Origin of the sequence: Geotalea sp. SG265, from assembly GCF_022808985.1 — a bacterium.
GTDB lineage: Bacteria > Desulfobacterota > Desulfuromonadia > Geobacterales > Geobacteraceae > Geotalea.
Genome location: NZ_JAKZFT010000001.1, coordinates 139,045 through 152,388, shown reverse-complemented (window position 1 = coordinate 152,388; position 13,344 = coordinate 139,045). Strand labels below are relative to the sequence as shown.

General features: G+C 59.3%; 11 protein-coding genes. 8 read left to right on the top strand and 3 right to left on the bottom strand.

The features are described from left to right. Positions 1-162: 162 nt before the first annotated feature. Positions 163-1,347 (top strand): SEL1-like repeat protein, encoded by a 1,185-nt coding sequence (locus ML541_RS00770; RefSeq protein ID WP_243369818.1) that lies wholly within the window; start codon positions 163-165, stop codon positions 1,345-1,347. Positions 1,348-1,393: 46 nt separating this feature from the next. Here the strand turns inward: ML541_RS00770 and ML541_RS00765 are convergent, their stop codons facing one another. From ML541_RS00765 to ML541_RS00755, 3 genes are read right to left on the bottom strand one after another with little or no spacing between them, the layout of a single operon-like run. Beyond that, positions 1,394-5,887 (bottom strand): efflux RND transporter permease subunit, encoded by a 4,494-nt coding sequence (locus tag ML541_RS00765; protein ID WP_243369816.1) that lies wholly within the window; start codon positions 5,885-5,887, stop codon positions 1,394-1,396. After that, a complete protein-coding gene (locus tag ML541_RS00760) occupies positions 5,884-7,038 on the bottom strand; it encodes an efflux RND transporter periplasmic adaptor subunit (protein WP_243369815.1) in 1,155 nt (384 codons plus the stop codon). The genes ML541_RS00765 and ML541_RS00760 overlap by 4 nt, the downstream gene beginning before the upstream one ends. Next, complete coding sequence (locus ML541_RS00755; RefSeq protein ID WP_243369814.1) at positions 7,035-7,670, bottom strand: TetR/AcrR family transcriptional regulator; 636 nt, start codon at positions 7,668-7,670, stop codon at positions 7,035-7,037. The genes ML541_RS00760 and ML541_RS00755 overlap by 4 nt, the downstream gene beginning before the upstream one ends. Positions 7,671-7,897: 227 nt before the next feature. Between ML541_RS00755 and def the strand changes: the two genes are divergently transcribed. The 7 genes from def to ML541_RS00720 are packed head-to-tail and all read left to right on the top strand — an operon-like array spanning position 7,898 to position 13,293. Next, positions 7,898-8,413 carry a peptide deformylase gene (def, locus tag ML541_RS00750; RefSeq protein WP_243369813.1) on the top strand — a complete coding sequence of 172 codons (516 nt, stop codon included), beginning with the start codon at positions 7,898-7,900 and terminating at the stop codon, positions 8,411-8,413. Then, positions 8,414-9,352, top strand: coding sequence for a methionyl-tRNA formyltransferase (gene fmt / locus ML541_RS00745; RefSeq protein WP_243369812.1), 939 nt, complete (start codon positions 8,414-8,416; stop codon positions 9,350-9,352). Positions 9,353-9,405: 53 nt separating this feature from the next. Further along, the gene (locus ML541_RS00740; protein ID WP_243370385.1) at positions 9,406-10,119 is read left to right on the top strand and encodes a DUF116 domain-containing protein; all 714 of its coding nucleotides are present in this window, start codon (positions 9,406-9,408) and stop codon (positions 10,117-10,119) included. Positions 10,120-10,125: 6 nt separating this feature from the next. Beyond that, entirely contained in the window at positions 10,126-11,106 is a 981-nt protein-coding gene (locus ML541_RS00735; RefSeq protein ID WP_243369811.1) for a polysaccharide deacetylase family protein, read from the top strand. A gap of 14 nt (positions 11,107-11,120) precedes the next feature. Next, positions 11,121-12,044: a cysteine synthase family protein gene (locus tag ML541_RS00730; RefSeq protein WP_243370384.1), complete on the top strand. Its 924-nt coding sequence runs from the start codon at positions 11,121-11,123 to the stop codon at positions 12,042-12,044. 19 nt (positions 12,045-12,063) lie between these two features. Continuing rightward, positions 12,064-12,396 (top strand): DUF3147 family protein, encoded by a 333-nt coding sequence (locus ML541_RS00725; protein WP_243369809.1) that lies wholly within the window; start codon positions 12,064-12,066, stop codon positions 12,394-12,396. Positions 12,397-12,405: 9 nt separating this feature from the next. Continuing rightward, positions 12,406-13,293: a peptidoglycan endopeptidase gene (locus ML541_RS00720; RefSeq protein ID WP_243369806.1), complete on the top strand. Its 888-nt coding sequence runs from the start codon at positions 12,406-12,408 to the stop codon at positions 13,291-13,293. Positions 13,294-13,344 lie beyond the last annotated feature (51 nt).

Below are 13,344 nucleotides of genomic sequence, written 5' to 3'. Positions count from 1 at the left end.
GAGTGACAGATCACCTTCGCTCAACATCTGGCGGGCGTCCGCTCGCCGCTCACTCCCGATGCCACGACTGCCTTCTCGTCCATCCCACATTAATCCTATTGACCCTGAAGATGGGATTTGCAATAGTTGCAAAAACTTCATGTCATGCAGTGGGGGATAGGAATGGGACGCTGGAAAATGATGGTCATGCTGTCGGTCTTTATGGGCATTGTCTCCGCATCGGTGGCCAGTGCCGAATACGAGGCAGGACTTCGTGCCTACAAGGATGGCGATTTTGCCTCGGCCATTCGTGAATTTCGGACCGATGGCAGTCCAAAGGCGCTGTATCAGATCGGCGTCATGTATGCCGAGGGAAAGGGGATACGAAAACCAAGCCCCGGCGAAGCGATCAAATGGTACCGCAAGGCTGCAGACCAAGGTTTTCTCAAGGCCCAGTACGCCCTGGGGGTTGCCTATGCCCTGGGGCAAGGCACTGCCGTCAATCGTAAGGAGGCTGCTCGGTGGTATCGCAAGGCTGCCGAGCAGGGGCACATGACCGCCCAGTACAACCTGGCCCAGATGTACCGGACCGGGGAAGGGGTCAGGCAGGACGAAAGCGAAGCTTTCACGTGGTACCGCAAGGCTGCCGAGCAGGGACATGCCGCAGCTCAGCTGACCGTCGCCCAGTTTTATGACAAGGGGGTCGGCGTAGAACTTGATAAAAAAGAGGCCGCCCGCTGGTACCTGAAGGCTGCTGAGCAGGGCAAGTCTACCGCCCAGTTTGCCGTTGCCTCCATGTACGAGAAGGGAGAAGGGGTAGAGGCCGACAAAAAGGAGGCCCTGAAATGGTACCGCCGTGCCGCTGAGCAGAAAAACGCCAAGGCCCAGTTCAAGGTGGGATTATTCTATGACCGGGGAGACGGCGGAGCGGAAGGGAAAAAGGAAGCAGCCAAATGGTACCGCCGGGCTGCGGAAAACGGCATTCCTGAAGCCCAGTTCAACCTGGGGGTATTGTATTACTACGGCAAGGGGATCGAACGTAACAGGAAAGAAGCGGCAAAATGGTTTCGCAAGGCCGCTGGTCAGGGGGACGCCGAGGCCCAGAACAACCTGGGGCAGATGTATGAACAGGGGGAAGGGGTAAAGCAGGATTGGAAGGAAGCGGTCAAGTGGTACCGCAAGTCGGCGGACCAGGGGTTCGATCAGGCCCAGTTCAGCCTAGGCCTCATGTACTTCCATGGCCGCGGAGTAAAACAGAACAGGAGGGAAGCCTTCCGATGGTTTGGCAAGGCAGCCGAAAACGGCTCCGAAGAAGCTGCGAGAACCTTGGAGGCGTTGGGAAGACATCTTCCCTTGCACCCCCGTTGAGGAGGATGCACGAGATTTCTTGCAAGCAGTTCCCGCTCCTGACCTCTTATTTACCCTCTCCCAGCACCCCCATCACCCAGTCCATATTGACCCGGGCCATCAGGTAATCACGCCTGGCCCGGGCCAGATTGCTCTTAGCCTGGAGCAGGTTCACTTCCGCATCCTCCACCTCCAGGCGGATCTTCACTCCGAGCACATAGCCTTTTTCTGCCATGGCCAAAAGCTTTTCCGCCTGCTTGACCGTGCCCGAGAGCGACTGGACGATAGCTGCCGACTCGTCAAGGGCATTGACGGCGTTTCGCGCATCCAGGGCAATGGCATCCAGCTGTTTTGCCTCGTCGATCCTCAGGCTTCTAACCGTCGATTCGGCCTGGGCGGTCTTGCCGCTGGTGCGTAAGCCGTCGAAGAAGGGAAAACTCAGATAGATTCCCGCACTCCAGGCAAAGCCGTCCGCCTTGTTCGTCCCGATTTCCAACTGTTTCCAGCCATAGCTTCCCTTCAGATCCAGGCGGGGTTTGTTTTCGGCTGCGGCGACTGTGATCAGCTCCTCATACATTCCCTGGCGGTGGCGCAGATCGGCCAGTTCCGGCCGCTTTTTTTGGGCAACGACAAGGGCTTCCTCGTAGCTAGCATGGGGCGTTATCTCCGCATCCAGCGAGCCGTCCACCGCCACCTCACGGTCCAGGGCAAGAAGATAGCGGAGTTCCTGGCTGGTGGTGCGGATCTGGTTTTCCGTGCGGATCACCTCGGGGCGGGCATTGTCCACGGCAACCCCTGCGGCCAGAACATCATATTCGGTGGCAACGCCCTCGGTGTACTTCTTCTGCGCTTCGTCAAGGTGGCGCTTCTTCTGCTCCAGGTTCTGTGCTGCAAAAGCGTTCAGGTCGCGGGCAAGGACGACATTGTAGAAGGCGGCGGAAACGTCGCGGGCTGCAGCTTGCCGGTAAAGGCGCAACTGGTCGTCGGCGGTTTTGAGGCCTATTTTTGCGGCACGGATGGCGGCTCCGACTTTTCCCCAGCTGAGCAGTACCTGGGTTGCGGTCACCTCGGCACTGCGCCTGTCCTGGGAGCCTGAAACGCCGAAAAAGGCGCTCTGGCTGTCGTCCCGGTCACGGGCGACGGTGCCGTTCAGGGAGAGTTGGGGCAGGGCAGCGGCACGCTCCTCCACATACCTTCCTTCTACCTGGTTGAAATATTCCCGCGCCTTTTCAATGTCCCGGTTCTTTTCCGAGGCGATCTGCAGGGCCTGTTCCAGGGTCAATGTCCGTACTTCTGCCTGGGCACGTGGCACACAGACCGAGATTGCGAGAAAAAGGACAAATAGGCCCGAAAATCCCTTGAAGAATTTTCTCCCGTTGAAGTTCAGCAACCTGACCACCTTATTGGCGGCAGCTCGGCGCGGTTCTCCTGTGGGCATCTCTTCCGCGTCAGCAGAACCTTTCGGCCCGCGCTCCCTTTTCCACTTACGCTTCAGCCATGTCCCCAGGTCGTCCATGCAGGTATACATCACCGGCACCACCAGCAGGGTGAGAAGGGTGGAGGTGAGGAGCCCGCCGACCACGGCCCGGGCCATGGGGGCGCGTCCTTCGCCGCCGGCGCCGATGCCGAAAAAGAGTGGCAGCATGCCGAAGATCATTGCCAGTGTGGTCATGACTATGGGGCGAAGCCGCGTTCGCCCCGCCTCGATCACCGCTTCGCGGCGCGCCAGGCCGTCCCGTCGCCTCAGCACCTTGGCGTAGTCAACCAGGAGGATGGCGTTCTTCGTCACGAGCCCCATGAGCATGATCAGGCCGATCAGGGACATGATGTTCACCGTGTCGCCGGTTATTTTCAGCATCCCGGCCATCCCGACGATGGAGAGGGGGAGGGAGAGCATGATGGCCAGGGGCTCGAAGAAGGACTCGAACTGGGCTGCCAGGATCAGATAGACGAAGACCACCGCCAGAAGGAGCGATTCTCCCATGTAGCCGAAGGACTCGGCCATGTCCTCCGCCTCCCCCGAAAGGTCTACGGAATAGCCGGGGGGCATCTGGATCCGCTTTGCCGCCTCTGCCACATGCTTGCTCGCGGTGCCGATGGGGAGGTTGTCCAGGTTGGCGGAGATAGTCACCTGGCGTGCCAGGTCGCGGCGGTTGATTTCCGTGGGGGATGTGGCGACCCGCACCGTTGCCAGGCTTGCCAGCGGGACGAGCTTTATGCCACCGCCGCCGTCCGGCACCGACACCTTCAGGTCACCAATCTGCCCGGGTGTTGCCCGCAGGCGTTCCGGGAGCCGCACCCGCACGTCAACCGCATCCCCATCCTCGTCTTCGAAGGTGCTGATCGCCTCGCCCCCCACCAGGCGCCCCAGGCTGGCGACGATGTCGTTGGTGGAGATCCCGGCGGAGAGTGCCTTTTCCCGATCCACCCGCAGCCGGTATTCGGGGATGTCATGTTCCAGGGTGACGGCGATGTCGACAATTCCCGGCACCTTGTACAGCTCGGCCTTCAGCCGTTGCCCCAATTCTTTCAGCACCTGCAGGTCGTCTCCCTTGAGGTTGACGTTGAGGGGCTTCTGGGCGCCACCCACCTGGCCCACCTCCTCAATGGAGAGGGTGATGCCGGCAATTTTCTGGAAGCGCTCCCGCACGATCCGCTGCAGCTCGAACTGGTTCCGTTTTCGCTCGTTTCGCTCCTTCAGCTTCAGGTACAGGAGTCCGTCGCGAACGGTACCGTTGTCACCGGCGCCGATGGTGGCGTAGGTGTGGTCAATTTCGGGAATGTCGGCGATGGCCGCAACCATCGCCTGCAAGCGTCCCTCCGTTTCGGCGATGGAGGCGTCGGGTGCCGTTTTAAAGGAGACCTGGAATTCACCCCGGTCCTCCGGCACCATGAAGGACGATTCCAGAGTGCCGAAGACGACGATCCCCCCTATAAACGCGCCGGCTGCCGCCAGCATCACGGTTTTCCGATGATCCAGCGCCCAGCCGATGATGCCCCGGTATTTGTCCGCCGAGAAATCGAACCAGTCGTTGAACCGCTCCAGCCACCTTGCCAGCCCCTTGCGCCGTCCCTGCAGATGGATAGAGGGGTCGTGCCAGCGGGAGGAAAGCATGGGGTCGAGGGTGAAGGAGACGAAGAGGGAGACCAGCACGGCAAAGGCGACGCTGATGCCGAACTGGAAGAAGAAGCGGCCGACGATCCCTCGCATGAAGGCCACCGGCACGAAGACGGCGACGATGGACATGGTGGTGGCGAAGACCGCCAGGCCGATCTCGGCAGTGCCGAAGCGGGATGCCTCGTGGTGGTCCTTCCCCATCTCCAGGTGGCGGACGATATTTTCCCGCACGACGATGGCATCGTCGATCAGCAAGCCGATGGCAAGGGAGAGGGCCATGAGGGTCATGACGTTGAGGGTCATCCCCATGGCATTCATGATAATGAAGGAGGAGATGACCGCGATGGGGAGGGTCACCCCGGTGATGACCGTTGAGCGCCAGGAGTTGATGAAACAGAAGACAATGACGATGGTGAGTATGCCGCCGATAATCAGGGTCTCCTCCACGTCGGCCAGTGAGTCGCGGGTCATGATGGTGCCGTCCCGCACCATGGACAGCTCCACGCCGGGAGGGAGCTCCTTCTGTACCTTGGCCATGGTTTTCTTTACGTTGTCCACCAGGGCCACTTCATTACCGCCTGACTGCTTGTAGACGTCGAGACCGATGGCGGGGCGGCCGTTCACCAGGGCCAGCTTTCTTTTCTCCTCGGCGCCGTCATCCACCAGAGCCACTTCGCCCAGGGTGATAGGGCGGCCGTTACGGCTCGCAACGGTCATCTGCCGGTACTGGTCGGCCCGGTCCGGCTTGCCGTCGATTCGCATCGGGTATTCGGCTGTACCTTTCGTCAGCCGTCCAAGGGGGGTATTGGTGTTCTCCGACTTGATGCCGTTCACCACGTCGTTTACCCCGAGGCCAAGGGAATCGAGCCGCACCGGATCCAGTTCCACCCGGATCTCCCGCTTCTGGCCCCCCACCATGTCTACCTTGCCGACCCCGGCCACGCTTTCGAAGCGCTTTTTCACCCGTTTTTCCACCAGGATGGTCAACTCCCTCGGTGAGAGGGTGTCGGAGCGGACCGCCAGGGAGGCTACCGGTGCGGCATTGAAGTCGAGCTTCTGGATAATGGGCTCGTCGATTCCCTGGGGAAGAGTGCCGCGGATGGAGGAAATTTTCGCACGCACTTCCTGGGCGCAGTCGTTTACCCGCTGTTCCAGCTGGAACTGGACCATCACCGTGGAGACCCCCTCCCGGGAGGTGGAAAAGACGTGCTTGACACCGGCAATTTGGTTAACCGTCTCCTCGATCCGTTTGGAGACTTCCCGCTCCACCGTTTCCGGCGAGGCGCCGGGAAAGGTGGTGACCACCGAGATCAGTGGGAATTCCACGTTGGGGAACATCTCGACCCCCAGCCGTTTGAAGGAGAAGATCCCCAGCACAACCAGGGCCAGCATCATCACCGCCGCGAAGACCGGCCGCTTTATGGATAGCTCGGAGAGGATCATGGTTTCTTCTCCCCGGCCTTGGCCATGGCCACTTTATCCGCATCCTTCAGGTTGAAGCCGCCGCGGGTCACGTAAAGCTCGCCCGGCTTCAGCCCTGCCGTTATCTCCACCATGTCGCCGCTGATGGTGCCGATTGCCAGCTGGCGGCGCCTGGCGATGTCCTTTTCCACCACAAAAATAGTCGCTTTCTTGGCAGTCATATCCAACCCGGACAAGGCGCTGCGGGGAATCTGCAGGACGTTTTTCCTGACGCCGCAGATGATTCTGCCCTTGGCAAAGAGCCCTCCCTTGAGGACTTCCGGTTCGTTAACCACCTCGGCGATTACCCTGAGAGAACGATCCGCTGTTTGAATTTCCGGATTGACGAACATGATCTTTCCTTCGAAGGTCTTGCCTGGGATGCCGTCGGTGGTGAAAAGCAGCTTCTGGCCGACCTTCAGTCGGGCCATTTCCGACGACGGCACGGTGAAAGTCAGGTTGAGCAGGCGGTTGTCGACGATCTTGAAAATCGGCTTGGCGGCGGCAGCATCGCTGGCCAGATCCCCAACGTTCACATCACGCAGTGCCACAACGCCATTGATGGGTGAAAAGACAAGACTTTTCGCCCGGCGCACCTTTGCCTGGCGGTGCTCTTCTTCGGCCACGCGGATGCCGGCGCGGCTTGCCTCGATGCGGGCGGCCGCAGTGGCAGCTTCCGTCTCGGCATCATCTACCGCCTGCTGGGTGGCGAGTCCCGCCTCCTTCAGCTTCTGTACGCGAGTCAGTTCCCGGTCCGCCCGTTTCGCCGCCACCTCAGTCTGGGCCAGGCCGGCGTTGGCAGATTTGATGGCCGCCTCGGTCCGTTTGACGGTGGCTTCCGTTTCGGCCACATCGATGCTGGCCAGGGGAGCCCCCTTTTTCACCCGTACCCACTCGGTGACGTATACCTGCTTGACGAGCCCTGGAATCTGGGTTTTTACCTCGGCATAGAACTTGGGCTCCAGGTTGCCGGTCACTTCCACCCCTTCTTCCAGATCTGCAGTCGCGGCAGTAGCAACCTCAACGGCCACCGGCGGCTTGATCGTGGCCTGGGCAGTCGGTTTATCCCCCTTGGAACAGCCCAGGCTGGTGGCAGTCATCCAGAGTGCGCATATGGTCAACAGCTTCTTCATATCTTCATCTCCTTTTCGTAAAGAGGTTCATTTCGATTTGCCTTTTGTTGGAATCCCTGCAGAACGACGCCGAGCATGCGCTCCATCAGTCGTGCGTCGATGCGGGGGGGCGTATGGCAGATTTGTTCCTCCATGGTGGTGCTGAGGATGGAGACGATGATCCAGGCGGCAGTGTAGGTGTCGTCGACTGCAAGCTCTCCCCGGCTTATTCCTTCTTCCACCAGTGCCTCGACTGTTGAAACGATCCGGGAGTAGTATTCGTCGAAGTTTATGGGAGGCGCTTCCTGTGGCGGCCCATAGTAGATGGCATATATGAGGCGGAGCACTTCGAGTCGGTCGATGATCAGATCCAGGATCACCGAGCAGAAATGGACGATTCTCTCCGCCGCCGTCCCGGAAATGGTCGTCATCCGTGCGAGGGAGGCGTCGAACTCGGCAAGGGAGCTGTGCATGAGCTCCAGGTAGATCCCTTCCTTGCTGCCGAAATAGTAGTAGAGGACCGGTTTCGTTACCCCTGCTGTCTGAACGATCTCCCGGACAGAGGTCGCTGCATACCCCTTGTTGTTGAACAAGGCCAGTGCCGCTGCCAGCAGTTTTCCCCTGACGCTGTCCCCTTTTTCGTTTACCGTCATCCTTACCTCGCTTTGTATTTACCGACCGGTAAATAACACAAAAGGAGGACAGAATCAACAGGAACTTACCGATCGGTAAGTACCCGTAATGCAGCCAGCCGCAAAAGGAATGGATTGATTTTTTCAGTCCAAATTTATATAGTGCACAGATGCGGTCGCGATGCCGCCGCAGGCAGGAAAAGACCGATCCCGGTGCGGTGCGCCGGGTTCCATATAAGGGAAATCCTATGATACGAAAGATACTCACCTACCCCGATCCGGAACTGAAAAAGAAGTGCCAGCCGGTGACGGTGATTAACGATAAGGTACGGGAACTGGTGCGGGACATGGCCGAGACTATGTACCATGCGCCGGGCGTGGGCCTGGCTGCACCCCAGATAGGCGTCCATCATCGGGTGGTGGTCATTGACGTGTCGGGCAAGGACGAGCCTGCCCAGCTGATAGTGGCCATAAATCCGGTCATCGTCCATGCGGACGGTGAAGCCTACGAAGAGGAGGGCTGCCTCTCCATCCCCAAATATGCCGCCAATGTGCGCAGGCATGAACGGGTCGTGGTGAAGGCGCTGAACCTGGAAGGGGAGGAGATCACTTACAAGGCCGACGGTCTTCTGGCCATTGCTTTCCAGCACGAGATCGACCACCTGGACGGCATCCTCTTCATCGACCACATCTCCCCCCTGAAGCGGGAGATATTCCGGCGCAAATACCGCCGTACCCTGGAAGACATGCAGGAGGCGGGCTAGATGCGTATCATCTTCATGGGGACGCCGGATTTCGCCTGCCCCACCCTGCAGAAGCTGATCGACCGCAAGGAAGAGGTCGTTGCCGTTTTCACCCAGCCGGACCGCCCCAAGGGGCGTGGCCAGCAGACCCTGCCGCCGCCGGTCAAGGTATTGGCCGAAAAATATGGCATTCCGGTCATGCAGCCGCTCAAGGTACGGGTTCCCGAAGTTGTGGAGAGCATCCGCGAGCTTGCTCCCGATCTAATCGTCGTCGTTGCCTTCGGCCAGATACTGCCCAAGAGTCTGCTGGAAATCCCCACCCATGGCTGCATCAATGTCCACGCGTCGCTGCTGCCGCGCTGGCGTGGAGCGGCGCCGCTTAACTGGTGCATCATCGCCGGCGACACCGAGACCGGGGTCACCACCATGATGATGGACGTGGGGCTCGATACGGGGGACATGCTGCTGAAGAAGACCACACCCATCGACCCGGACGAGAATACCCAGTCTTTGCACGACCGTCTCTCCACTATCGGTGCCGAAGCGCTTGCGGAAACCCTTGATCTCCTGAAGGCAGGGAAGCTGGTTCAGGAAAAACAGGACGATTCTTTGACCTGCTATGCCTCCATGCTGAAGAAGGAAGACGGGCTCATCAACTGGAATAAAGAGCCTCTGGCAATAAAGAACCTGGTGCGCGGCATGACTCCCTGGCCCGGCACCTATACCTTTCTCGACGGCAAGATGCTCAAGGTCTACCGGGTGAGAACAGCCGAAGGGAAAGGAACGCCTGGGACGGTGCTCGCTACCGGAAAACAGGGCTTGGAAATCGCCTGTGCCGGGGGGAGTATCGTCATCGAAGAACTGCAGCTGGAAGGGAAGAAAAGACTTCCCGCCGGCGATTTTCTCGCTGGTTACAAGATCGCTCCCGGTGCAAAGCTCGGGCATAAGGATGCAGCTTGACCAGAAGACAATTACCGCAAACCCCTCCCCGCAAGCGTCTCTTCGTTGCTCTGATGGGGGTGACCTGTTTCCTGATCGTCGGCATCATTTACCTCTTCTGGTGGGTGCCGACCACAGGACTGGCCAATATCCATCCTGATCTGCCCCGTTTGGCAGGGGTCATCTTTGCCGCCCTTTCGGGTGTAGCACTGTTCGGGACGCTGCTTTTGGTGCTGACCACCGCCCTGGGGAAAGACATCTTTTTCACCCGCTTCATGCGCGGCGTCGTCATCAAGTTTCTCCTGCCGGTCATCGAGTTCATCGGCACCGTCTTCGGCATTGCCAAGGACACCATACGCCAGTCTTTCGTTGCCATGAACAACAGCCTCGTCGCTTCTCAGCACCTGAAGGTGCGTCCGGACCGTGTCCTGATCCTGCTGCCCCATTGCCTGCAGCTTTTCGATTGCGAGATCAAGGTCACCGGAGACATCAACAAGTGTATCCGCTGCGGCCGCTGCGACATCAAAGGGTTGGCCGAGCTCGCCCAGAAATACCGCATCGACATTTCCGTCGCCACCGGCGGCACTCTGGCCCGCAAGGTGATCATCGAGCGGAAACCGAAGCTGGTGGTGGCGGTTGCCTGCGAACGGGACCTTACCTCCGGTATCAAGGACTGCTATCCATTGCCGGTTATCGGCGTCCTCAACGACCGCCCCTTCGGCCCCTGCTTCAACACCAAGGTGGACGTGGAGAAGATCGAAGAGGCGCTGCAATCGGTGCTCTGCTGACCGCGCATGAATGCCAGGCGCTTTATCTCTCGTTTTTTTTCCCTGGGAGCCTGTGCGGCTGCCTTTCTTCTGTTGCCGATCGATTCCCCCGCCGGAACAATCACCATAGCCGACTATAAACCGATCTTCCATATCTGCCGCGATGCCTCGGGAACGGTTTCGCTGGCAATTCGCCGGTTCAGTCGGGATGGCGTGGCAGAGTTCCTGCTGGTAAACCCGCAGACCCTGGAAACCTCCGTTCTTCCTGCCGCCGTGACGAGTCCCGCTTCTTTGAGTGAGGCTGCAGAGGTCGAACATTCACCCTTTGTCACGGCATTGGCACGATCGAATGCACAGCCCCGGCTGCAGAATGCCGGGCTGACTCATGCGGAATCGCCCCAGCAGGGGGTGTTCTTGACGGTGGACATGTGCCCGTCGAAGCGGCCATTTGAGCGGGAAATGTTTACGGCAGTGGCCGATCTTTCCGGGAAGACCGGGAGTGCGGTTCCCCTGGCCGTCGCCATGACCGGAAAATGGCTCGAACGCCACCCCGAGGAACTTCTCTGGCTGAAGAACGAAGTTGCGAGCGGCAAGCTGGCTATTACCTGGGTCAATCACTCTTACAGTCATCCCTATGATCCCAAAAAGCCGGTCAATATCAACTTCCTGTTGATCCCGGGCAGTGACTTTATCAAAGAGGTCTTGACAGCTGAAACGGCTTTTCTGGAACAGGGGTTGGTGCCATCCCCCTTTTTTCGCTTTCCCGGGTTGGTAGCCGATGGCACCCTTTTAAAGAAGCTGCGCCAGTTGTCACTAATCCCCTTGGGGAGCGATGCCTGGCTTGCCAAAGGGGAGGTACCGATAAACGGCAGCATCATCCTGGTCCACGGCAATGGCAACGAACCACAGGGGATCAGGAGGTTGTTGCCGCTTTTGCGCGGCGAAAATCCGCCGCGGTTACTGCCGCTTGCCAAAGCAATCGGCGCTGGTGGCAGGCAGGAAAAATAACAGCAATGGAGAGCATGATGGATGCTTCGTGTACGATCGGTAATGCTGTCGGCAATACGCCGCTGGTCGAGCTTTCCGCCATTAACCCATTCCCGCAGGTACGGATTTTTGCCAAACTTGAGGGGAGCAATCCGGGCGGGTCGGTCAAGGATCGGCCCGCCTTCTATATGTTGAGCAAGGCAGAGGAATCGGGTGAGTTGACCCGCGACAAGGTGGTCCTTGAGCCGACCTCGGGCAATACCGGCATTGCCCTGGCCATGTTCGGCGCCGCAAAGGGCTATCGGGTGAAACTGGTGATGCCTGCCTGCGTCAGCATGGAGCGACGTAGCATCCTTGAGGCATACGGTGCCGAAGTGGTCCTTTCCCCGGCCGAAGAGGCCACCGATGGCGCCATTCGCCTGGCCCATCGAATCCTGGACGAAGAGCCCGACCGGTATTACATGCCGAACCAGTATGCCAATCCCAATAACGTGCTGGCCCATTATGAGACAACCGGTCCGGAGATAGACCGGCAGACGGCCGGTAAGATCGATGTATTCGTGGCCGGAATGGGAACTGGTGGTACTTTGATGGGGGTGTGCCGCTACTTCCGCGACAACCGGCCGTCGGTGCGGGTGATCGGGGTCGAGCCGCGCCTCGGGCACAAGGTCCAGGGGCTCAAGAACATGAAGGAAGCCATTGTCCCCGAGATCTACCACGAGGAACTGCTGGACGGCAAACTGACGGTGGAGGATGAACTGGCCTTTGAGACGGCGCGGCTGTTGGCTGTGAAAGAGGGTCTTTTTATCGGTATGTCCAGTGGTGCAGCGGTGGCCGGCGCCCTGGAGGTGGCAAAGACCATGGAGAAGGGCATCATCGTCACGCTGCTGCCGGACCGGGGTGACCGGTACCTGAGCACATCGTTATTTCGCTCGGTCTGCGGCTGCTGTCCGCCGTGACCTGGGATAGAAGTAATTCATGCAATTTGCCCTCAAGCTGCTACTCACCAACGTCATCATTATCGTCTGCACCCAGATCGGCAGGAAATTCCCCACCTTGGGGGGGCTGATCGCCACCATGCCTCTGACGAGCCTACTTGTGCTGCTCTGGCTCTACAACGATAACCCCGGCGATTTCAGGCTCATGACGGAATACACCAGGGGGGTGCTCTGGGGGATCATACCGACCGTCCTTTTCTTTGTCGTGGCGCTCTTCTGTTTCCGCCGGCAATTGCCTTTGCCGCTCGTTCTCTTCGCCGGTTTCGGCTTCTGGCTGGTCGGTGCTGTGCTTCACCAATGGCTGCTCAAGTAAGGTAAATATATGAAATTCTTCCTTTCCATTTGTCTACTGTTCCTGTTTTCTCCATGTTTTGCCGGGGAACCGGCCCGCCATTATGCCGTTGCAGAGATTCCGACACCGGTGCTCAATACTCCCAATTTCGCTGCTGTCTTCGGCGGAAGTGACGGGCGGACCCTCAAGATGGATGACTGCGGGCTGATCAGGGCCATGGAGTTCATCGCCCTGCCGGGGACCGTATTCACCATCGACCAGGAGATGAAGAGGGGAAACCTGCGGGTCTTCAGGGTCAGAACCGCCGATTATCCATACCGGAGCAAAACCGGCTATTACCTGGACAGCCGCTTCGTCCGCCTTTCGGATAAAAAGCCGCCGGAGCGCCCCCGCCGGCTGCCCCACCGCCAGGCCATCATCGACGACATGCTTGCCGCCCGGGGAAGCCGCTACGTCTGGGGTGGCAATATTCGTGAAGGCATCGGCCAAATGCTCACCTTCTTCAGGCCTGCGGGAAGTCTCGATGGGCAGACAGCCAATCTCTGGCGGCTGCAGGGAGTCGATTGCTCAGGCCTCCTCTACCAGGCGACCGACGGCTTCACCCCCCGCAACACCAGCGAACTGATCGGCTACGGCAAGCCCCTCGCCATTGCCGGGAAAAACATTGACCAGATAGTAAACCTGGTGGAACCTCTCGACCTGATCGTCTGGTCGGGCCATGTCATCATCGTCCTCGACCGGGAGCGGACCATCGAGAGCCGCCTGGACTGCGGCGGGACCGGCGGTGGTGTTGTTATTCGCCCGCTCCGTCAGACCCTGGCAGGGGTGATGAAGACCCGACTGGGCGTCGATGACTATGCCGAAGCGAGCCGGGAGGGAAAGAAAGCCTTCGTCATCAGGCGCTGGTATCCCTATTAGCCTCCATTTCCTCTCCAACTGCTACGCCCCTGCAGCCTTGCCTCCGTTGAC